At 71.5% G+C, this 21,230-nt stretch carries 15 protein-coding genes; 2 read left to right on the top strand and 13 right to left on the bottom strand.

Going from position 1 to position 21,230, the window contains the following annotated elements; translation table 11 throughout:
* Positions 1-146: 146 nt before the first annotated feature.
* Genes EV292_RS00485 through EV292_RS00510 form a run of 6 tightly spaced genes read right to left on the bottom strand, consistent with a single transcriptional unit; the run spans position 147 to position 8,903 of the window.
* Positions 147-953, bottom strand: a complete 807-nt coding sequence (locus EV292_RS00485) for an SGNH/GDSL hydrolase family protein (RefSeq protein WP_132907245.1) — start codon at positions 951-953, stop codon at positions 147-149.
* The gene (locus tag EV292_RS00490; protein ID WP_132907246.1) at positions 953-2,104 is read right to left on the bottom strand and encodes a glycoside hydrolase family 76 protein; all 1,152 of its coding nucleotides are present in this window, start codon (positions 2,102-2,104) and stop codon (positions 953-955) included. The genes EV292_RS00485 and EV292_RS00490 overlap by 1 nt, the downstream gene beginning before the upstream one ends.
* Positions 2,104-4,890 (bottom strand): TonB-dependent receptor, encoded by a 2,787-nt coding sequence (locus EV292_RS00495; RefSeq protein ID WP_132907247.1) that lies wholly within the window; start codon positions 4,888-4,890, stop codon positions 2,104-2,106. The genes EV292_RS00490 and EV292_RS00495 overlap by 1 nt, the downstream gene beginning before the upstream one ends.
* A gap of 38 nt (positions 4,891-4,928) precedes the next feature.
* Positions 4,929-6,653, bottom strand: coding sequence for a class I mannose-6-phosphate isomerase (locus EV292_RS00500; RefSeq protein ID WP_132907248.1), 1,725 nt, complete (start codon positions 6,651-6,653; stop codon positions 4,929-4,931).
* A complete protein-coding gene (locus EV292_RS00505) occupies positions 6,640-7,569 on the bottom strand; it encodes an ROK family protein (RefSeq protein ID WP_132907249.1) in 930 nt (309 codons plus the stop codon). The genes EV292_RS00500 and EV292_RS00505 overlap by 14 nt, the downstream gene beginning before the upstream one ends.
* Positions 7,566-8,903, bottom strand: a complete 1,338-nt coding sequence (locus tag EV292_RS00510; RefSeq protein ID WP_132907250.1) for a sugar porter family MFS transporter — start codon at positions 8,901-8,903, stop codon at positions 7,566-7,568. The genes EV292_RS00505 and EV292_RS00510 overlap by 4 nt, the downstream gene beginning before the upstream one ends.
* A 261-nt stretch (positions 8,904-9,164) precedes the next feature.
* On the opposite strand from EV292_RS00510, the gene EV292_RS00515 reads away from it, so the two are divergent.
* The gene (locus EV292_RS00515) at positions 9,165-10,352 is read left to right on the top strand and encodes an ROK family transcriptional regulator (protein WP_165926984.1); all 1,188 of its coding nucleotides are present in this window, start codon (positions 9,165-9,167) and stop codon (positions 10,350-10,352) included.
* Positions 10,353-10,596: 244 nt separating this feature from the next.
* Here EV292_RS00515 and EV292_RS00520 read toward each other — a convergent pair whose 3' ends face one another.
* Positions 10,597-12,027 carry a glycoside hydrolase family 125 protein gene (locus EV292_RS00520; protein ID WP_132907252.1) on the bottom strand — a complete coding sequence of 477 codons (1,431 nt, stop codon included), beginning with the start codon at positions 12,025-12,027 and terminating at the stop codon, positions 10,597-10,599.
* Positions 12,028-12,202: 175 nt separating this feature from the next.
* Here EV292_RS00520 and EV292_RS00525 point away from each other — a divergent pair, with 175 nt between their 5' ends.
* Positions 12,203-13,654 carry a glycoside hydrolase family 125 protein gene (locus tag EV292_RS00525; protein WP_132907253.1) on the top strand — a complete coding sequence of 484 codons (1,452 nt, stop codon included), beginning with the start codon at positions 12,203-12,205 and terminating at the stop codon, positions 13,652-13,654.
* A 118-nt stretch (positions 13,655-13,772) separates the two neighbouring features.
* Here the strand turns inward: EV292_RS00525 and rlmJ are convergent, their stop codons facing one another.
* The 6 genes from rlmJ to EV292_RS00560 all read right to left on the bottom strand — a co-directional run bounded on the left by rlmJ (position 13,773) and on the right by EV292_RS00560 (position 21,220).
* Entirely contained in the window at positions 13,773-14,609 is an 837-nt protein-coding gene (gene rlmJ / locus EV292_RS00530) for a 23S rRNA (adenine(2030)-N(6))-methyltransferase RlmJ (RefSeq protein ID WP_132907254.1), read from the bottom strand.
* Positions 14,610-14,615: 6 nt separating this feature from the next.
* Entirely contained in the window at positions 14,616-15,176 is a 561-nt protein-coding gene (locus tag EV292_RS00535) for a pseudouridine synthase (protein ID WP_132907255.1), read from the bottom strand.
* A gap of 265 nt (positions 15,177-15,441) precedes the next feature.
* Positions 15,442-16,758, bottom strand: a complete 1,317-nt coding sequence (locus EV292_RS00540; protein WP_132907256.1) for a chloride channel protein — start codon at positions 16,756-16,758, stop codon at positions 15,442-15,444.
* 81 nt (positions 16,759-16,839) lie between these two features.
* Entirely contained in the window at positions 16,840-17,940 is a 1,101-nt protein-coding gene (locus EV292_RS00545; RefSeq protein ID WP_132907257.1) for a Gfo/Idh/MocA family oxidoreductase, read from the bottom strand.
* A 246-nt stretch (positions 17,941-18,186) separates the two neighbouring features.
* Positions 18,187-19,023, bottom strand: a complete 837-nt coding sequence (gene kduI, locus EV292_RS00555) for a 5-dehydro-4-deoxy-D-glucuronate isomerase (protein WP_132907259.1) — start codon at positions 19,021-19,023, stop codon at positions 18,187-18,189.
* 43 nt (positions 19,024-19,066) lie between these two features.
* The gene (locus EV292_RS00560) at positions 19,067-21,220 is read right to left on the bottom strand and encodes a hypothetical protein (RefSeq protein WP_132907260.1); all 2,154 of its coding nucleotides are present in this window, start codon (positions 21,218-21,220) and stop codon (positions 19,067-19,069) included.
* Between the last annotated feature and the right edge of the window lie 10 nt (positions 21,221-21,230).

The following is a 21,230-nucleotide window of genomic DNA, read 5'->3' on the forward strand; positions in this document are numbered from 1 at the left end:
TCCTGCCTGCGCAGGAGCACGTCGGGGTTCGCGCGCGCTGTTGCCTACTCTATCGCTCGAGGCCCGCTCACGTTGAAAGGCGAGCGCCGGCTGCGATCGAACCTTCGCACCCGAGGCAGCGGACGATCCCGACGTCCGCGCGTGCGTCAGCCCGCTTCGCCCAACAGGCGGACGAGCGCCGCCGCGATCGCGGCATGTCCCGCGGCCGTCGGGTGCCACGACGCTCCCGTGTCCGAGCGCCCCACCGCATAGGGCTCGGCGGAGCAGGAGTCGTGGCCGCGTGACAGCGCGCCGGCGCGCAGCAGCGTCGCGCGCTCCCGCCGCGCGACCGCCGCGGTGACGCGCGCGAGCCGGCGAACGGTCGCGTGCGCCCCCGCCAGTCCCGCCGCGTCATAAGGGACGGAGGCGCAGGGCCGCGCCGGCAGCATGTCGAGATAGTCGACGAACACGAGCCGGGCGCGCGGCGCGCGACGGCGTACCTCGCGCGCGACCTCGGCGAGGTTGCGCTCCAGCCGCGTCCATTCCGCCGCGGTCGGGGCGGGCGGCGGGCCGCAGCGCGGAGGCGCAAAGTCGCGCGCGGGCGCGCACTCGGCGCGGGCGAGATCGCCGACGAGGTGCACGTCATTGCCCCCGATCGTCACCGTCACCAGCCGGGTCGCGGGGGTGAGATGGTCGAGCTGCGCGGGCAGCTCGTCCCAGGCGCGGAGGAGGTGCTCGGTGGTCGCGCCGCCGCAACTCGCGTCGACGAGTTCAAGGTGGAGCCGCGCCGCGACCAGCCGGGGATAGTTGTTGACGGTCTGGCCGCAGCGCACCGGCGTGGCGGGCGCCGGTGCGCCGATCCGCGCGCCCGCCGCATAGGAGCTGCCCAGCGCCACATAGCTCGATCCCGGCGGCAGCGCGGCGGGGGACGCCGGCGCGGCGGCGAGTGCGAGCAGTGCGACCGCGCCGCGCATCAGTACAGCAGTGCCCAGTCAGCCGGGCGCCACGCCGACACCGCCTCCACCTGCACCAGCGCGGCGGTGTCGATCAGCTCGGCGCGGCGACCGGCGAATTGGACGAGCCCGGCGGCGTTGCGCCGGCGCCGCCACATGCGGTCGGCGTAACCGCGCATCGCGTCGAGGCCGCGGCGGTCGCGCGTCGCGTCGGCGAGCAGCAGGATGTTCTTAAAGTAGATCGCGTTGAAGGGTGGGGGCTGGTCGTCGATCTGACCGCCCGCGACGAGCTGCGCGCGGCTCGCCGCGGCGATGCGGCGCGCTTCGACGAGGTAGCGCGCCTCGCCGGTGGCGCGCCACAGCAGTACGTTGACGCCGACCGGCACGCCCTGGTTGTAGCTCCACACGCGTGGCTCGATCGTGCCGTCGCGATTGATATGGTCGGCGTAGAGTCCGTCGCGGCGCTGCAACGTCGCATTGGTCCATCGATAGTATCGCAGCGCATCGTCGAGATAGGCGCGCTCGCGCGTGATCAGGTACAGCCGCACGCCGAGCTCGGCCGCGGGCATGTTCGACACGGTGTTGCGATCGCCGTTGTCGCTTTTCTGCGTCCACACCACGCCGCCGGGCGAGGGCAACCCCTTCTCCTCGGACCAGCCCGAGCGGATCAGCGCGAAGATCGCGCGCGCCCGCCGCAGCGACTCGGCGTCGCGGCGGAAGAGGTGGTGCTGCACCTCGGCGAGCCCGACCCACATATTGTCGTCGTAATAGAGGTCGTCGCCGTGACCGAGCGGCGCCACTACCTTGGCGAGATGGCCCGCGACGCCAGTGGTCGATGTCGTCGACCAATAACGCTGCTGCGCGGCGCGCACCTTGGCGAGCGCGGGCGCGAAGCGGCGGCCCGCCGCGCCCGGCATCATCGCGAGGTCCAGCAGCGCGATATGCGCCTGCGAGAAGGGCCATTCGGTCGAGTAACGCTCGTCCCCCGCGCGCGGCGGGTGGTACTCGCGGTAGAGCCCGGTGCCGTCGCCCACCGCGAACGCCTTCTCCAGCGCGGCGTGCCAGGCGAGCGCGCGCGCATCGGGGGCGGGGAGGGTCGCCGCCCTCCCGCGCGCGCCGGCGAGCGCCAGCGCGCCGCCGACGACCGCGCGGCGCGTAGGATGCGCCGCCATCAGAAGCGGAACCGCGCGCCGAGCGCGAAGACGCGGCTCTCGTAGCGGACGTCGCGCGGGTAGCTCGCGTTGGCCAGCCCCGGTACCGCGCGCAGCGCGCGATAGGGCGAGCCGGTGATGTTGCTGACGTCGAAGGTCAGCGTCACCGCCTCGATCGCGGCGACCGACAGCGAGAAGTCGAGCCGCTCGATCGGCCGGTTGAACTCGGCGCCGATCAGCTGGCCGGCATTGTCCGTGGCGAAGAAATTCGTCACGCGCGAGCGCCAGTTGTACGCCAGCCGCGCCGACACCGGCCCCTTCTCGTAGATGCCGACCGCGTTGTAGCTCCACTTCGACACGCCGGGGATGTCGCTGTCCTGCCCGGCCTCGCCGAGCCTGACGGGTAGCGCCTGCGACGCGTCGATATAGGTGGCGTTGAGCTGCGTGCCGAAGCCGCTCAGCACGCCCGGCAGGAAGTCGAAGAAGGTCTGGAACGCCACCTCGGCGCCCTGCAACCGGCCCTTGCCGCCGTTCTCGGGCCGGTTGACCGTCACGAGTGTGGGATAGCCGAGATCGACCTGGCTGTTGAGGTTGGTGATGAAGCCCTGCACGTCGCGGCGGAAGATCGCGCCGGTCAGCGAGCCGGTCTTGGAGAAATACCATTCCAGCGACGCGTCATAGTTGGTCGACAGGATCGGCTGCAGGTTGATGTTGCCGCTGTTGCCGGTGATCGGCGTCACGCCGGGGCTGCCGATCGTCACTGCCGGGTTGAGCTGGTTATACTCGGGCCGGGTGCGCGTCTCGGTGGCGGAGAGGCGGAGCTGGAGCTGATCGGTGAACTTGGCGCGGAACGACGCGCTGGGCAGCACGTCGACATAGTTCTGCCGCGAGGTGGTGGTCTCAAGCACACCGCCGACCAAGGCGTTGCCGGTCAGCTGCGCCTTGGTGTTGACGATGCGCGTGCCGACCACGCCATCGATCGGCACGCCGCCGACGTCGAAGCCATAGTGAAACTGGCCGTAGAAGGCGTAGGATTTCTCCAGTGCGTCGAGCCGCTCGTTCTGGACGTAGGCAGGAATATCGGAGTTCCACAGAGCGCGCTCGGCCTGCGCGTTGGCGGTGCCGATCTGGTCGAGGCCGCTGCGCGCGAGGTCACGCAGCGCCTCGATGTTGTCGACGATTCCCGCGCGCGTCGGCGCGTACCACTGGCTCAGCCCGGGCGCTTGCCCGCCGCGGAAGCCGCGGTCGATCGGCGTGCCGGTGTCGCCGCCGGGGATGTCGGAGAGGCGCAGCCCGAGCGGGCGCAGCGTCGCGTAGCGCCCGCCGCTCTGCAGCCGCGCGTCGCGGTCGGTCAGGCGGAAGCCGACGTCGAGCTGGGTGATGACGGGCAGCTCGGTGTCGAGCTTGAGGTCGACGCGCCACTGGATGCCCTTGCCGGTCGCCAGCGAGCGGCGGTCGTAGATGCCGCGCAGGATATAGCTGTTGGGGTCGTTGGCGGCGAAGCCGGGCAGGCCGAACTGGGCGCCACCGTCCTGCCCGCCGATGTCGAACACGAGGTCGGCCGACTGCGCGGTCGCTGGCGCGAAGTCGACGTTATAGTCGGTATATTCGGCCTTGGAGTCGGTATAGGCGAAGTCGGTCGTCAGCGTCGCGCGGCCGGTCTTCCACGATCCGCCGATCGCGCCCTGATAGGCGTTGGTGCGCCCCGCGCGCGTGCTGCGCGAGAAGTCGATGCCACGGCCGTTGGCGAAATCGGGCGTGACGGTGACGCTCTCGAGCGTGCCGGGCTCGGCGGCGTTGCGCACGATGTTGGTCAGCGCCGGGTTGTTGTTGACGAGGTCGAAGCCGGCGAAGTCGTTGGCCACGTCCGTCCGCGCGCCCTGGAACAGCCCGTCGACGTAGAATTCGAGGTTGGGGGCAGGGCGCCACTGGAGCGTGCCGTTGACCGACGGCCGCCAGCGCTTGCCGCGGTCGTAATAGACGCCGGCGCTCTCGGGCAGCACGAAGTCGCGCGGGCCGTCGACCGGCTGGTTCGCGCCCGGGCTGACGATGTTGCCGTTGATGTAGCGCGACGAGGTCAGATAGTGGAGCTGGGTGTAGGACACGTTGACCAGCGCGCCCAGCTCGCCGATCGGCGTGTCCCAGCGGTCGGTCACGAGCACGTTGAAATTGGGGTCGTACTTGCGCGCCTGGTCGCCGTAGGTGCCGCGCACCGCGCCCGCGATCTGGAAACCGTCGAAGTCGAACGGGCGGCGCGAGCGCACGTTGATCAGGCCGGCGATGCCGCCCTCGATCAGGTCGGCGCTGGTCGTCTTGTACACCTCCAGCCCGGCGAGCGCGCCCGCGGGGAAGTCCTGCAGCGCGACGTTGCGCAGCTCGGCGGTGAACATCTCGCGGCCGTTGTAGGTGGTGGTCAGGTTGGGCAGGCCGCGCACCTGCACGCCACCGGCCTCGTCGCTGCTGCGGTTGACCTGCACGCCGGTGATCCGCGCCAGCGCCTCGGAGGCGTTGTTGTCGGGCAGCTTGCCGATGTCCTCGGCCACCACCGCGTCGACGATCTGGTCGGAGTCACGCTTGAGCGCCTGCGCGGTCTGGAGGCTGCGGCGCAGCCCGGTGACGACGATGTCGTCCGAGCCCGGCGCCGCGGCGACCGCGCCGTCCGCCGCGGCCGGCGGCCCGGCCTCGGCGGGTGCCTGGCCCTGCGGTGCGGCGGGCGGCGCGTCCTGCGCCACGGCAGCGGCGGGCCACAGCGAGGCCGCGGCGAGCGCGAGCGCGGAGGTCCGCGCGAGCTGGTTCAACTGGATCATGGTCACTCTCCCCTGCGTTCTTGTCGTCGCTGTCGTTCTCACTGGCCGATCGGTCGCACCCAGGCGCGCATCACCGCGCAGGCCGCGCCCGGCGGCGCGAGCGAGCGCAGCCGGTAGCGGCCGAGCGCCGCCGGGATCACGAAGGTCTCGGCGTAATGCACCTCGAAGGGTGCGAAGACGTCGCTCGGGCTCTCCACCACGGCGGCCGTGCCGGCGACGAGGTTGAGGACGTTGAGCGTGCCCGCGGTGTCGAGCTCGACACTCGTCTCGAACCAGGCGCGCTCGGTCTCGATGAACTCGAGCGGGTGCAGCCCGGTGCGCTCGCGGCGCCAGTCGCTGCCGCTGGCGACGGGCGTGACCTGATTGACCAGCTCGGTGCGCGTCACCGTCTCGCGGCGGGTCCAGTCGACGTTGGCGAGGCCGTGCTCGAGGTGGATCGGGCGCGGGCGACCGTCGAGTCCGAGCCGCCCCCAGTCCCACAGCTTGAAGGTGAAAATGTACGGCGTGGCGCTGATCTCGAGCACCATCGCGTCGCGCCCGGAACAGTGGATCGTGCCCGCCGGGATCAGGAAATGGTCGTGCGCGCGTGCGGGCAGGCGGTTGACCAGCGCGTCGACGTCGGGCGCCGGCCCGCCCGCCTGCGCCGCGGTCAGCGCTTCGGCGACCGCGGCGGGCTCGGCCGCGTCGGTGAGCCCGAGATAGACGCACGCGTCCGCGCCGGCGTCGAGCAGGTAATAGCTCTCGTCCTGGGTGTAGGGCAGGCCGAAGGCGGTGCGCGCGTAATCGGCGCGCGGGTGGACCTGGAGCGACAGGTTGCCGCCCTCCATCGTGTCGAGCAGGTCGAAGCGGATCGGGAATTCGGCGCCGAAGCGCGCGACGATGTCGCCGCCGAGCAGCGCGTCGGGGCGGAGTCGCACGAGGTCGAGCGCGGGGAGCTCGAAGACCTCCTCGCCGAAGCCGAGCAGCAGGCTGTTCTCCTCGGGCACGCAGTCGAAGCACCAGGCGTAATTGGGTGGACCCTCGGGCAGATCGAAGGTCCGCCGCATCCACTGCCCGCCCCACGGCCCCGCGTCGAAGAAGGGTACGACGCGGAACGGGCGCGCAGCGACCGCGTCGAGCGCGCGATGATAGGTCGCGCCCGCGATCATCCGCGGCACCGGCCCGTTCGCCTCCACCACGAAGTCGGCCTCGGGCAGCAGCGCGTATTTGACCGCGTCGCCGACGCGCCAGTCGACGAAGAAGGCGCGGCGGTAGAGCGCCGCCGCGCGCGCGGAGCGGTCGCTCCCGCCGAGGCTGGCGATCTCGCCGCGGCGCTGGCGCTGCTGGAGCTCCCAGCGCGCCATCGCGACATAGACCAGCCGGTCGCGCGCGGGCAGCACGGCCGCGGCACCCGGACCGACGACGACCGTCCGGCGTCCCGGCACGCGCCGCGCGCGCCACGCCGCGACCTTGGCCGCGTCGAGGAAGTCGGCGATGCCGATCGCGGGGAAGCGAGCGAATACCGGGTCGTCGCCGAGCAACGCGTCGATCTCGGCGTCGAGCACCGCGGGGTCGCGGAACAGCGCGGCGGTGTCCACCACCTCCGCCTCGGGCCACGCCTGCCGCAGCACCGCGACGATCGCCGCGACCGGCGCACCGGGGTAGCATTCGACGCAGAGGTCGCGCGCCGCGGCGAGCTGCGGCAGGATCGCGTCCCACCCAATTAGGCAGGCGTCCGCCGCGTCGTCGACGCGGACGACGGGCCGCTTGTCATAGTTGGTCACGGTGGCTCTCCCACAGCGGCGTGGCGGCGAGCAGCGCGGCGTCGGCGCCGAGCGTGCCGCGCAGCACCAGCGGCGGCTCGCCCAGGCACCAGGCGTGGCGCCGCACATGCGCCTGGATGTAGGGCACCACCTCCGCCGCCGCGGCGACCCCGCCGGTGACGAGCACGCGCGTCGCGTCATAGGCGTGGACCAGGTTGAGCGCGGCAGTGGCCCAGGCGGCGAGGCAGGCGGTGCGCACCGCCGCGGCGCCATCGTCGCCGCCGCGCGCGAGGTCGAACACCGCCTTGAGGTCGGGCGCGGCGAGGTCGTGGAGCGCGCCGCGCCGCGGCAGCGCCGCGATCAGCCGCGGCAGCGCCCAGCTCGACGCCAGCGCCTCGGCGCAGCCGAGGTTGCCGCACAGGCACGCCGGCCCGTCGATCGCGACGGTGAGATGGCCGCCGAGCACCGAGGCATGCCCGCTGCGCCCGCGCACCACCGCGCCCTGCATCAGCGCGGCCGAGCCGATCCCGGTGCCGAGGCTGAGCAGCACCGCGTCGTCGGCGTCGCGCAGCGCGCCGTAGCGATGCTCGCCGAGCAGCGCCATGCGCCCGTCAACCTCTAGCATCAGTGGCAGGCCGAGCCGCTCGCGCGCCCAGCCGGCGAAATCGAAGCCGACCGCGTCCTCGAACTTGCCCGCCGGGGTCGAGACCACGCGACCCGAGCGCGGGTCGACCAGACCGGGGAAGGCGATCGACACGCCGACGGCGGGTTCGCTCCCGCGCAGCGCCGCCAGATGCGCCTCCAGCGCCGGCAGCACCGCCGCGAGCGAGGACGGCGCGGTCAACTTTAGCTCGCGCCGTCCCTCCACCGTGCCGCCACGGACACGCGCGCAGGCGATGTGCGAGCCGCCGACGTCGACCGCGAGATAGGCGGTCATCGCGCCGGCTCCGCCGCGCCGCGCATCTGCCGCTCGATCTGCTCGAGCGAGGCGCCGCGCGTCTCGGGGAACCAGCGGAACACCAGCACGCACTGCGCCGCCATGCACGCCGCGAAGAACAGGAACGGCGCGGCCGGCGACGCGGCGGCGGCGACGGGGAAGATCGCGGCGACCAACGCGTCGAACAGCCAGATCGTGCCCGCGCCCAGCGCCTGGCCGGCGGCGCGCGCGTGCGCGGGGAAGATCTCGCTGAGATAGACCCAGATCACCGCGCCCTGCGAGGTGGCGAAGGCGGCGATGAAGCCGACCAGCACCGCCAGCATCAGCGCGCGCGGCAGGACACCGAGCATGATCGCGGTCGCGGCGCACAGCAGCACCGCCATGGCCGCGCCGCCGGCGAGGAGGAGCGGGCGGCGGCCGAGCCGGTCGATCAGCGCCATGCCGACCAGCGTGAAGACGAGATTGGCCGCGCCCACCGCGATCGACTGCAGGTCGGCGGAGACCTGGCGGAACCCGGCCGCGGCGAAGATGTCGTTGAGATAATAGAGGATGGCGTTGATGCCGGTGAGCTGGTTGAGCGCGCCCAGCACGATCGCCAGGATCATCGGTCGCGGTGCCTCGCGCCACAGCGACGCCAGCGACACCGCGCGCGACGCTGGGGCAGGGGGCACCTCGACCGCGGGATCGCCGTGGAGCCGCAGCGCCGCCGCCGCGGCCTCGTCGCGCCGGCCGCGCAGCATCAGCCAGCGCGGGCTGTCGGGCACCGCGACGAGCAGCAGCTGGAACAGCGCCGCGGGCAACGCCGTCAGGCCGAGCTTCCACCGCCACGCCGCCGCCGCGCCCGCCAGCAGCGCGCCGACCGCGGCGTTGCTGGCATAAGCGAGCAGGATGCCGGTGACGATGCTGACCTGGAAGCTGCCGACGATCGCGCCGCGGCGCGCGGGCGGCGCCACTTCGGCGAGATAGACCGGCGCGAGCACCGAGGAGGCGCCGATCGCGACGCCGGCCATGACGCGGAACAGGATCAGCGCGCCCCAGTCCCACGCCAGCGCGCAGCCGAGGCCGGAGACGAGGTACAGCGCGGCGGCGAGCCGCAGGCCGGCCCGTGCGCCGCGGCGGTCGCCGTACACGCCGGCCAGTGCGGCGCCGACCATGGTCCCGAGCAGCGCGGACGAGACCGTCGCGCCCAGCGCGGCGGGCGACAGGCCGAACTGCGCGCGCAACGCGCCGGTCACGCCCGCGATCACCGCGGTGTCGAAGCCGAAGAGCAGCCCGGAGAGCGACACCGCGAAGGCGGTGAACAACAGGCGCGCGCGCGGTGCTGCACTGCCCATGGCACGCTCCTCCCGACCGGAGGCGACGCGATGCGATCGCGCCACCCTCTCCCTCCTGCCTCACCGTGTCGCGCTCTGTGTCACGCCCTCGCAGAGGCGCGCCGCGATCGGGGCAGTCGCCGTTCTTTCCCGCGAACCGGCGAGCGCGTCAATTAAAAAAGAAAGTAGGTGTAAGTTTGATGCAGAGCAGTAGTTGTGCCTGATGCGCGCGGCGTTTACCTGTGAAAGACCGTTTCCCCGCACCCATTCCGGAGACCCTTGTTGCCCCTGCCACCTCATGCGACGGGAGCGAGCGGAAATGGCCAGCGGACGCTGCACGGCACCAACCCGGCGCGCGCGGGCGAGCGCAACGAGCGGCTCGTGCTCGAAGCGATCCTGCGCGCCGGCGAGTCGACGCGGCTCCAGCTCGCGGAGCAGACCGGCCTGTCGCCCGCGGCGATCGCGAACATCACCCAGCGGCTGACTGACCGCGGCTTCGTGTTCGAGAAGGGCCGGCGCACCGGCGTGCGCGGCATGCCCGCGATCCGCTTCGCGGTGAACCCCGACGGCTGCTTCAGCTACGGCGTCAACATCGACCGTGACCATATCACGTTGGTCGCGCTCGATCTCACCGGCGCGGTGCGCGCGCGCTACACGCAGGAGATCGACTTCGCCGCGCCGCGCGCGGTCTCCGCCTTCATCGGCGACGCCCTCGCCACGTTACTCGGCGAGGGGCTGATCGAGCGCGACCGCGTGCTCGGCATGGGCGTCGCGCTGCCGGGCGGGCTCGGGCACGTCGACCTGCCGGGCCTGCCGCGCGCTTATGCCGAGTGGGACAGCGTCGACCTGCCCGCGCTGCTCGCGCCACTCGGGACGTGGCCGGTGATCACCGAGAATGACGCGGCGGCGGCGGCGATCGGTGAGGCGCGTTTCGGCAGCGGGCTGACGCACCGCAGCTTCTTCTACGTCCTGCTCTCGGCGGGACTGGGCGGCGGGCTGGTCGTCGCCGGCAACTATCACCATGGCGCGACCGGCCGCGCCGGGCGGATCGGCTTCCTGACCGATCGCGCCGGCGCGCCGCTCCAGTCGATCGTCTCGCTCTCGGCGCTCAAGGCCGATCTCGCCGCGCACGGCCTCGCGCCGATCGCGCCCGCCGCGCTGGCGAGCGCCGACGCCGCCGCGAGCGCGGTGATCCGCGGCTGGATCGAGCGCGCCGCCGCGGCGCTGGCGGGGCCGATCGCGACGATCAGCTGCCTGATCGATCCGGGCGCGATCGTGATCGGCGGGCGGCTGCCGGTGCCACTGATCGACGAACTCACCGCCGCGATCGAGCGGCACCGCGACGCGGTGGACGATCCGGTGGTACCCGCCGCGCCCGTGCTGACCGCGCAGCTCGCCGCCGACGCGCCAGCGATCGGCGCGGCGATCCTGCCCTTCAACGACCTCGTCTTCCTGTCAGCGGACGACTGAGCCGCGTGGACCGTCGAGGCTGATCCACCTCATCCTCTCCCTTCAGCATCCCTCTGCGAAGCACCGGGACATTCTTCACCTGCCGTCATCCCGGACTTGGTCCGGGATCCACTCTTCCGCAAAACCAACGCTTTGAGGAGTTTGCGGGACGGTGGATCCCGGACCAAGTCCGGGATGACGGTAGAGGCAGGAAGCATTCATTCCACGAAGGATCGTCCAGCCTCTTCTTGACCTCCGATCCGCCTCAGAACCGCTCGGCGAGCAGCCGCGGGTAGCGCGCGTCGACCGCGCCGATCATCTGCCCGAACATGCCGTTGACCCAGGCGAACCACGCGCGGGTGAAGCGCGCCGGATCGTCCTTGTGGAAAGATTCATGCATGAAGCCGGTACCGGCGTGGGTCGCCTTGAGCGTGCGCAGGCAGTCGCGCACCACGCCCTCTTCGCGCGTCACCATCGCGCGCGCGATGAGCGCCATCGGCCACACCTTGTCGAGCCCCATATGCGGGCTGCCGATGCCGCTCGCGGCGCTGCCCTGCACGAAGAACGGATTGCGCGGACTCCACGCCAGCGCGGCGGTGCGCTGGTAGAGCGGGTCATCGACCGACGCCGCCTCGATCAGCGGCAGGCCGTAGAGGCTCGGGATCCCGGCGTCGTCGGCGAACAGCCAGTTGCCGAAGCCGTCCACCTCATAGGCCCAGACCTGTCCGCCGCGCCCGTCGGGCACGATCGCGTGCGCGCGGAGCGCGGCCTCGACCTCGTCCGCCAGCGCCTCCGCCTCGCGCGCGGCGGCGGCGTCGCCGCGCGCCTCGCGGTGGACGCGCGCGACCTGGCGCAGGCTCGACACCGCGAACAAATTGGCGGGGACGAGGAAGGGGTAGACGCAGGCGTCGTCCGAGGGGCGGAAGGCCGAGTGGATCAGGCCGACCTTGTTCGAGGGCGGGCCATAGCCGTCCAGCATCAGGCTGTCGGTCGGGATCTTGGTGAGCCGCTGGTAGCGATACGGCCCCGGCGCCTCCTTGCGCTGCTGCACCCGCAACGTCTCGACGATCAGCGCGGCTGAGCGGCGCCACAGCTCGTCGAAGGGAGCGCGGTCGCGCGTGATCGCCCAGTAATCGTGCGCCAGCCGCATCGGGTAGCACAGCGAGTCGATCTCCCATTTGCGCTGCGCCACGCCCGGCCGCATCTCGGTGTCGTCGAGCGTGGCGGAGTCGAGGTTGGAGCGCGCGCCGGGGTCGCGGACGAACGCGTTGGCATAGGGATCGATCAGGATGCAGCGCGCCTGGCGCTGGATCAGCCCGTGCAGCATCGCGCGCAGCCGCGCGTCGCTTCGGGCGAGATGCAGATAGGGTTCGACCTGCACCGCGCTGTCGCGCAGCCACATCGCGTCGATGTCGCCGGTGATCACGAACGTGTCGGGCTTGCCGTCGATCGTGCCGGTGAAGACGGTGGTGTCGAGCGTGTTAGGATAGCAATTCTCGAACATCCAGGCGAGCTCTGGGTCGGCGATCCGGGCCTTGAGGCGGCTGAGCTCGCGCTCCACCGCCGCGCTGACGAAGCGGCGCTTCGCCACCGGTGGGCGCTGGCTGACGAAGCCGCCGGGGGCGGCGGCAGCGACGGGTGCGCCGATCGTCAGCGCGGCGGCGGCGCCCATCACGGCGCGTCGCGTCGGGTGCATGTCTCTCTCCTGCTCTGCCCCGGTGCTGCCGGTGATCGAGGGCGATGTGACACGAGGACGGGAACACAGCAATCAAAAAGAAAGTAGGTGGAAGATTAAGGCGCGGCTATGCTAATCACGCGGATGAGAGGCGCGCGCCGATGCAGTGCGGTCTGGCAGACGAGGAGGGTTGAGCATGGACGGTCGACACGGCGCCGGAGCGGGCGCGACGCTGGGGCTCGACCGACGCACCCTGCTGGCGGCGCCGGCAGCGCTCGCCGCCACCCGCCCGGCCTGGGCAGCGACGGCGGCGCGACCGTCGAAGCGCCCGCCGCTGTCCGAGCGCCGCTTCCACAGCGCCGCGGTGGAGCGCGAGATCGTGCGGGTGAAGCGGCGGATCGCGGACCCGAAGCTCGCGTGGATGTTCGAGAATTGCTACCCGAACACGCTCGACACGACGGTGTTGTCGGTCACCGACGACGATGCCTTCGTCATCACCGGCGACATCCCGTGCCTGTGGCTGCGCGACTCCTCGGCACAGCTCCGCCCCTATCTCCATCTCGCCAAAGGCGACCCGGCGCTGACCCGGCTGTTCCGCGGGCTGATCGCGCGGCAGGCGCGCTGCGTGCTGATCGATCCCTATGCCAACGCCTTCCTGCAGGATCCGGGCGGGCGCACCGACCTCGACTCGTCGCAGCACGACCAGACGGAGATGAAGCCCGGCGTGGCGGAGCGGAAGTGGGAGGTGGACTCGCTCTGCTACGTCCTCCGGCTCGCGTCGAGCTATTGGGGCGCGACCAAGGACCGCGCGCCCTTCACCGCGGAATGGGCGGAGTCGGCGCGCGCGATCGTCCGCACCTTCCGCGAGCAGCAGCGCCGCGACGGGTCCGGCCCGTATCACTTCCAGCGCAGCAGCGTGCAGCCGACCGAGACGCAATTGTGGAGCGTCGGCAATCCGACGCGCAAGGTCGGCCTGATCCACTCGAGCTTCCGCCCGTCCGACGACGCGACGATCCTGCCGTTCCTGATCCCCGCCAACATCTTCGCCGCGCGCACGCTGCGTGAGCTCGCCACGGTCGCGACCGAGGCGCGCGGCGACACCGCGCTCGCCGCCGACGCCGCCGCGCTGGCGGCGGAGATCGAGGCCGCGCTCGCCGCGCACGGCCGCATGCGGCTGGCGGACGGGAGCGAGGTCTGGGCGTTCGAGGTCGACGGCTTCGGCAACGCGCTGTTCATGGACGATTGCTGCGAGCTCTCGCTCTCGGGCCTGGCGTTCCTCGGCTGCGCGTCGCTCGACGATCCGCTCTGGCGCCGCACCGAGGCGGCGGCGTGGAGCGAGCGCAATCCGTGGTTCGTGCGCGGTCGTGCCGGCGAGGGGCTGGGCGGGCCGCACGCTGGCTTCGACCTGATCTGGCCGATGGCGACGCTGGTGCGCGGGGCCTCCAGCCGTGACGACGCGCTGACTCGCGCGTGCCTCAAGTCGATCCGCGATACGGACGCCGACACCGGCTTCGTCCACGAGACCTTCCACAAGGACGATCCCGCGCGGTTCACGCGACCGTGGTTCGCTTGGGCCAACGGGTTGCTGGGGGAGACGCTCGTCTCGCTGGCGCGCGATCGGCCGCACATCTTGAAGCAACCATTCTGAGCGTACCCGATCCCCCGGCCCGATCGCGCGCCACGTCAACGATCGCAGCCGGCCCGCCGATCACACCAGAGCGGACCAGCCGCACGGTCAGCACCGGGCGCCCCACCCGGTGCGAGGCTCATCCCTGACCGTCTAACCAGTCGGCGGTGATCGTGCCGCGATGCCCTTCCGGCGCCAGCGCCCCGCGGAGGGCCTCCAACAACGGCGGCAGCCCCTGCGTGAAGGCATAGGGCGGATTGATGATGAAGAGACCCGAGCCGTTATAGATACCGGGCTGATCGGCGTCATACAGCCAATGCTCGATAGACATGAACTTCGCTATGCGGAGCTGGCGCAGATGGGCTTTCCATCGCTGATGCGTCGCCCGGTCTTTCAGCGGATACCAGATCACCGTCACGCCATGCGCCCATTTGCGGTGTGCGGCGGCGAGGGTGGCGGTGACGCGTGCCCGCTCGTCCGTCTGCTCATAGGGCGGATCCACCAGCACGACACCGCGACCGGTGCGGGTCGGCAGCATCGCCAGCCAGAGCTCGTAGGCGTCGCGCTGATGCACGGCCGCACCGGTGGCGCGCATCACGCCGCGCAGCACGTCGGCGTCCTCAGGATGCTTCTCGTTCAGGATCAGCACGTCCTGCGGGCGCACCAGCTGCGCCAGGACCTGCGGCGAGCCCGGATAGAGACGCGGCTCCGCCCCGACATTCACCGCGCGCACGATGGCGCGATAGTCGTCGAACGCGGCGTTCGGGTCGGCGAACATCCGCAGCACGCCGTGAGCGGCCTCCCCCGTGCGCTGGGCCTGCTCGCCGCCGAGGTCGTAGAGCCCGGAGCCGGCATGCGTGTCGATGAGGGTCAGCGCGCCCTGCTTCTGCTGCAAGGCCCGGACGAGGGCGATCAACACGCTGTGCTTCACGACATCGGCGCTGTTGCCGGCGTGGAACGAGTGGCGGTAATTCACTGAAGCTCAGAACCCTGACGATTGAACATATTCTTCGAACTGGCCCGGCGCGATCCGGGCGACCGACCAGTCGCCCACCGACCAGCGGACCAGACGCAGGCAGGGCAGGCCCACGGCCGCCGTCATCCGGCGCACTTGCCGGTTGCGGCCCTCGCGGATGGTGATCTGCAGCCAATGGTCGGGGATGGCCTTTCGCTGGCGGATCGGCGGATCACGCGGCCATAGGTCGGGCGCCGCGATCTGAGCGACGGCAGCGGGCAGGGTCATGCCATCGTTCAGCCGGACGCCCTGCCGCAAGCGCTCCAGCTCGCTTTCCTGCGGGTCGCCTTCGACCTGCACCAGATAGGTCTTGGGCATCTTGAAGCGCGGATCGGCGATCCGCGCCTGCAACCGCCCGTCGTCGCACAGCAGCAGCAGGCCCTCGCTGTCCCGATCGAGCCGTCCGGCAGGGTAGACGCCTTTCGCCGCGATGTAGTCCGACAGGGTCGAGCGAGCCACCGGCGTTCCGCGATCGGTGAATTGCGACAAGACCCCATAGGGTTTGTTGAACAGGAGCAGCCGGGCCATCCCGGGCTCATAACGATTGGAAGCGGCCGTGTCCTCAGGTGCCTGCCGACATCACATGAACGAGCGACCGTCTCCGCGATCGCCTGTAGTCGCGGCGCGGCGAGAGGGGCTCGTCACCGAGGGGAGAGAGCGCGAGAGTCCACTCCCGCCGTCGCGGCAAGGTTCAGGCCCGGCCCGATGTGGAGCGGGCGACGCGCCGCCTCAGCATGACAGCGGAAAAGGTGACGCGCGACGCGCGAGCAGCAGACGGGCGAACGACGACGCGTCATGGCCGATCGAAGGCTCTCGACAGGCCGTGATAGAGCTTCTCGCGACAGACCAGGCTGCTGGCCCCGTCGGCGAGGAAGGCGGCGGCGAACATCGGCAGCATCAGGCCGCGGCTGGCGGTCGTCTCGGAGAGGATGATCACCGCGGTCAGCGGCGCGCGCACGACTCCGGCGAAGTATCCGACCATGCCCAGGATCACGATCGCGGAGGCGGGCGCGTCCGGGAACAGCGGGCGCAGCAGGTTGCCGAGCCCCGCCCCGACCGCCAGCGACGGCGCGAAGATGCCGCCGGGCAGTCCCGCGACCGCGGTGGCGAGGGTGGCGAGGAATTTGGCGGGACCGAACCAGAGCGGCGCGTCCACCCCGATGATCATCGTGCGCGCCGCCTCATAGCCGGTGCCCCAGGTCAGGCCGGTCGCCACGCCGAGCGCGCCGACGACCAAGCCGCACGCACCCGCGAACAGGACGGGCCGCCGCTTCGACCAGCCCGCCACGCGCCCACCGCCCACGGCGAGCGCCAGCATCAGCCGGGCGAACAGTCCGCCCGCGAGCCCGCCCGCGATCCCGGCGACGGGGACCGCCAGCAGCGCCGGGCCGAGCGCCAGATGCGCGCCGATCACGCCGAAATAGACGTAATCCCCCTGCACCGACTGCGCGACCATGCCCGCGATCACGATCGCGGCGATCACCAGCAGCGTCACCCGCTGCTCATAGGCGGAGGCAAGCTCCTCGATCGCGAACAGCAGCCCGGCGAGCGGCGTGTTGAAGGCCGCCGCCACGCCCGCCGCACCGCCCGCGATCAGCACCGCCCCCCTGAGCGGCACGCGCAGCAGCCGATGGGTCAGCCCCATCACCGCGGCGGCGATCTGCACCGTCGGCCCCTCGCGGCCGACCGAGGCGCCGCCGAGCACCGCCGCCAGCGTCAGCAGCGCCTTGCCCGCGACGGTGCGGATCGACACCAGCGAGCCGGTGGCGCGTTCCGGATCCTGCTGCGCGACGATCACCTGCGGGATCCCCGAGCCACGCGCCAGCGGCACCAGCCGCCGCGTCAGCCACACCAGGGCGGCGAACAGCAGCGGCGTGGTCAGCAGCGGCGCGTAGCGAAACTGCCGCGCCGAGGAAGCGAACAACCCGCCGGCCCAGTCGGCGGCGAGCGCGAACAACGTGGCCGCGGCCCCGATCGCCACCGCGCCGGCCAGGATCGCGAGGCGCGCGCGGAAGCGCACCGAGCGCGGCCCTTGCGCCCGCAGCAGCGCGCGGTAGCGCCGCGCGGTCCAGCGGCGCGGACCGGCGGCGGGAAGATGGGGCGGGGCCATGGGGCGTCCCTACCGCATCGTGGCCAGAACGCCAGCACGGGTCGCGGCGCGCGCCGGCGGGCCTCTCTCCCGCTCTCCGCGTCAGTCGCGACCGAGGGTCACCGTTCGTCCGGTCGCGGCCGAGCGTCGCGCGGCATCGAGGATGCGCGCCACGACGAGCGCGTTGGCGAGCGAGGAGGGGTCCGTGTCGGCCACCGTGGCGCGTCCGCGCACGACGGCCGCGAGAAAGGCGAACGGGTCGGCGAACGCGGGTGCCGGCGTAGCGAGCGGGCGGTCCGCCGTCTCGCCGCGCCGCCGCAGCACCAGCGTCCTCGCATCGGGTGTCGACAACACGCCGGTGTCGCCGAAGAGCTGGATGTCCTTGCGATGGTCGGGCCAGTTCCACGACGCCTGCAGGATCGCCGTGGCGTCGGGATAGGTCAGCACGATCGTCGCCTCGTCGTCGACCCGCGCATAGGTCGGGTCGCGCTTGAGCCGCTGCGTCACGGCGGTGACGCTGGTCGGTGTCCTCCCCTTCATCAGCCAGGTCATCAGGTTCGCGCCGTAGCAGCCGAAATCGACGATCGCGCCACCGCCATTGGCGCTCGGGTCGACCAGCCAGGAGAGGAACTCGCGCTGTACGCCGATCTCCTTGGGGCCATAATGACCGTCGCGGAACACGGCCTTGCGGATCGCGCCGACGCTGCCCGCGGCGAGCGCTCGGCCCAGCGCCGAGCGGCTTGGATACCAGCTCGTCTCATAATTGGTGAGCAGCTGGATGCCGTGCCGCCTAGCCTGCGCTGCCATCGCATCGGCCTCGGCCGCGTCGAAGCTCAGCGGCTTCTCGACCATGACGTGGACCCGCCGCGGCGCCGCCGCCTCGACCACGGCGCGATGCTCCGCCACCGAGCCGAAGGCCAGCACGGCGTCGGGGCGTACCCGGTCCAGCATGGGGGCGAGCCGATCATGGACCAGCGCGGAATCGAGATGATAGTCGCGGACATAGCGCGCGGCGACGGCTCGCTCAGGCTCGTAGATGCCGACGATCTCGATGTCGCCGCTGGCACGCCGATCGAGCAGCCCGGCGACGTGGCCGTGGGTCAATCGGGCGATCGCCACGCGCACCGGTCGGTCGGTTCGCGGCGGCGCGCTCGCCGCGGTCGCGGCGAACATGATCATCAGCAGGCCGATCAGACGGTACATCTCACCCCCAGCGGCGTGCGCGCTCACGCCTCCGATCAAATGGTCCGTGGAGGCTCCCACAAGCGCGGACGTCGCGCCAGCGAGATCGTCCGCTCAGCGCGACAGCTAGCCGCCATCCACGGCGAGCACATGCCCGTCTCGGCGACGATGCGCCCGACCGGCGCGAGCGCCGACGCGACCGCCCGGCCGATCCCGGTGTTCGCGCCCGTCACCGCCGCCACCTTGCCGCTGCGGTCGAACGGTGGCTCATCGCAGCTGGCACAGGTCGCACACGTCCATGTCATTGTAATCCTGGTTCTCGCCCGCCATCGCCCAGATGAAGGTATAGTTGCTGGTGCCCGCGCCCATGTGGACCGACCAGGGCGGGCTGATCACCGCCTCACCGTCGCCGACCACGATGTGGCGCAGGTCGTCGGGCTGGCCCATGTAGTGGAACACACGCTGGTCCTCCGCCAGGTCGAAGTAGAGGTAGATCTCGCTGCGGCGCTCATGGACGTGCGGCGGCATCGTGTTCCACACCGACCCCGGCTTGAGCTGGGTGAGCCCGAGGCACAGCGAGGCGCTGGCGCACAGATGCGGCAGCACCAGTTGGTAGATCGTGCGGTCGTTGGAGCCTTCGAGGCTGCCGCGCTGCATCGGGTTGGCCTCGGCCAGGGTCACCTTGCGCAGCGGGAAGGGCGCGTGCGCGGGCACGCTGAGCAGGTAGAAGCGCGCGCCCTCGCCGGCGAAGCTGACCGCGCGCGTGCCCATCGGCACGTACAGCGCCTCATAGCGGTCGAGTTCGACGACCTCGCCGTCGACCGTGACCCGGCCGGGCCGCGGCCCGATGTTGACGACGCCGAGCTCGCGCCGCTCGAGCAGCGGGTGGCCTGCCGCGCTGGCGGGCTCGGTCTGCACCGGCAGGTCGAGCGGCGTCTCGCCGGGCATGGCCCCGCCGATGACGAAGCGTTCCCCGTGCGAGTAAGTCAGCACGATCTCGCCGGCGCGGAAGAGGCCGGGCACGAGGTAGCGGTCGCGCAGCTGCGCGTTGGTGGCGCCCTCCATCATGTCGGGGTGGGTGGCGTAATAAGTGCGTTCGAACATGGTCGTCCGTCCGGTGATCGAGGGAGGAGAAGGCGAGCCGGGGTCAGCGCCCGCGCAGGAACACCGGCTGCGTGTACGCGCCGTTCGCGGCGACGTCCCACACCTCCAGCCGCACCCAGCGACGACCGGCGACGTTCACCCGCCGCTCGATCGTGCGCTGTGCGAAGCCGCCCGCGTCGGTCAGGTCGACGCGCTCGCGGTAGACCTTCTCGCCGTCGCCGCTGACGATGAGCGCATAGGCGAGCGGGAAGGTGCCCTCCACCGTGGCGCGCAAGGTCGCGCGGCCACGTGACGCGACCTCGTCACCGCTGCGCGCGCCGTCGAGCGTGAAGTCGCTCACCAGCACCTCGCCCGTGGTCGTGAAGAAGTGGCCCGCGCGCAGCGCCTCGGTTACCGCGGACCAGCCGCCCGCGTGCGTCGGCAGCGCGCCGGGCAGGCGCAGGTAGTTGATGTTCATATGGGCGTATAGCTCGCTGTCGCGGGTCAGCTGGAACACGTCGACCTCACCGGGGGCGAACTTGCGTTCGCTCGCATCGGCGGCCCAATTGTTCATGTCATCCAGCAGACCCAGCACGCGCGCGCCGAGATAGGGCTGGGAATAATCCGCCGGCATCGCCTTCCACGCGCCGCCGAGGAAGCGATCGCTGCGGAAGAAGGGCTCGGCGCGATATTTGTCGGGGAAGCCGAGCGAGCCCTTGATCCGCGGGTGTGCGGTCCACATCAGTCCGTTCTCCGCCTTCATCAGCGCGAGCACGTCCGCGGACGAGCCGACGTGATAGACCTTGCCGCGGACCGGATCGTCCTCGACGAAGGGCTGGCCGGGCTGACGGTCGAGCGTCCAGTTGACCGGTTTGGGGAAGAGGCTGAGCCAATGGCCGCCGAGATGGACGTTGGGCTCCTCGCCCGGCAGCAGCAACAGGCGATCGTCCGAGAGGCGGGCGGTCTCGTCGTGGATCGTCCTCAGCAGCGTCAGGCGGTCACCGGCGCGATCGAGGTCCTCGCGCGACAGATGCAGCTCGGCGAGATGCACGATCTCGACGTTCATGTCCTTGAAGCGGGTGACGAAGGCGGGCGTCTCGAGCCCGGCCGGCACGCCGCGGCTCTGCTGGAAACGCGCCTGGTTGAGGAAATCGGCGGCGTGCTCGACGTGATAGTGGCTCGAGAAGGTGCGATGGCCGGGCAGCGACTTGAAACGGTCGCCGCGCGTCAGCGCCATCGCCGCGGCGGTGGTGCTGGCGGCGTCGCCGGGATCGGGCAGATAGAAGATGCCCATGTCCTGCACGCTCTTCTCGGGCGCGTTGACCCAGGGCACCCAGCGGCGATCGCCCTCGAGCGTCTGGCGCACGCCCAGCCCGGTACGACCGGTGAGCACGCGATAGTCGCTGCCGTACCAGGCGGCATTGTCATTGTTGGCATAATCGAGCGGGTAGTAATATTGGTGCGGCGGCGGGACGATGCCGATCGCGCCGCCGCCCGCCTGCTCGGCCACGATCATGCGCCCGCGCACCTGTGGCGAGGTGGCGTCGGCGCTCGCCGCCTCTCCCTGGTGGCGGACGATGCGATCCGACAGGTCGGTGTAGGCGACCGACTGCCACGGCGGGGCCGTGCCCGAGGCGACGCTCAACCCCGCGTCGAACGTATAGGCGGTGGCCGGGCGCTCGGTCGACATCACCATGGCGGCACGGATCAGCCGCGAGCCGGGATAGACGGTGAAGGTGAAGCTGCCGGCGAACGGCCCCGCGCGTGCGCCGTCGACGACGATGCGCGTGTGCGCGCCGCTGCGCTCCACCGCGACACGCTCGCGCCCGAGCGTGAGCGGGAACGCCTCGAACGGCTTCTTGCGGGGATTGTCGAAGAAGATCGTCCAGCCCTGTTTCAGGTCGCGCGTGCCGACCGTCACCACGCCGGCGGGATCCACGCCCGCCATCACCACCTTGCCGCCGACCGCGACGCTCTCGATCAGCGGGCGCGCGCGGTCGAGCGAGAGCGTCAGCCGGGTGCGCTCGCCGCGCGCGTCCGAGGGCCAGTCGACGGTCACCGCCGCGGCGGTACGCGCGACGCGAACGTCACCCGCCAGAGCCTTGCCCGACGAGCGGAAGCCGCTGGTCGCCTGCGCGGCGACCGCGGGCGGGAGCAGCGATGCCGCGGCCGCGACCAGCGCGAGCCCCATCCATCCTCGAGCGCGCCTGCGTGCCATCATCTTGCTC

Origin of the sequence: Sphingomonas sp. BK235 (assembly GCF_004345855.1) — a bacterium.
Lineage (GTDB): Bacteria > Pseudomonadota > Alphaproteobacteria > Sphingomonadales > Sphingomonadaceae > Sphingomonas.

Excerpts from the sequence above, each read along its gene's own strand:
- EV292_RS00525 (WP_132907253.1), top strand. The coding sequence starts at position 12,203 with ATGGACGGTCGACACGGCGCCGGAGCGGGCGCGACGCTGGGGCTCGAC.
- EV292_RS00560 (WP_132907260.1), bottom strand. The coding sequence starts at position 21,220 with ATGGCACGCAGGCGCGCTCGAGGATGGATGGGGCTCGCGCTGGTCGCG.
- EV292_RS00485 (WP_132907245.1), bottom strand. The coding sequence starts at position 953 with ATGCGCGGCGCGGTCGCACTGCTCGCACTCGCCGCCGCGCCGGCGTCC.
- EV292_RS00520 (WP_132907252.1), bottom strand. The coding sequence starts at position 12,027 with ATGCACCCGACGCGACGCGCCGTGATGGGCGCCGCCGCCGCGCTGACG.
- EV292_RS00495 (WP_132907247.1), bottom strand. The coding sequence starts at position 4,890 with ATGATCCAGTTGAACCAGCTCGCGCGGACCTCCGCGCTCGCGCTCGCC.
- EV292_RS00510 (WP_132907250.1), bottom strand. The coding sequence starts at position 8,903 with ATGGGCAGTGCAGCACCGCGCGCGCGCCTGTTGTTCACCGCCTTCGCG.
- EV292_RS00535 (WP_132907255.1), bottom strand. The coding sequence starts at position 15,176 with ATGGCCCGGCTGCTCCTGTTCAACAAACCCTATGGGGTCTTGTCGCAA.
- kduI (WP_132907259.1), bottom strand. The coding sequence starts at position 19,023 with ATGTTCGAACGCACTTATTACGCCACCCACCCCGACATGATGGAGGGC.
- EV292_RS00490 (WP_132907246.1), bottom strand. The coding sequence starts at position 2,104 with ATGGCGGCGCATCCTACGCGCCGCGCGGTCGTCGGCGGCGCGCTGGCG.
- EV292_RS00505 (WP_132907249.1), bottom strand. The coding sequence starts at position 7,569 with ATGACCGCCTATCTCGCGGTCGACGTCGGCGGCTCGCACATCGCCTGC.
- EV292_RS00540 (WP_132907256.1), bottom strand. The coding sequence starts at position 16,758 with ATGGCCCCGCCCCATCTTCCCGCCGCCGGTCCGCGCCGCTGGACCGCG.
- EV292_RS00545 (WP_132907257.1), bottom strand. The coding sequence starts at position 17,940 with ATGTACCGTCTGATCGGCCTGCTGATGATCATGTTCGCCGCGACCGCG.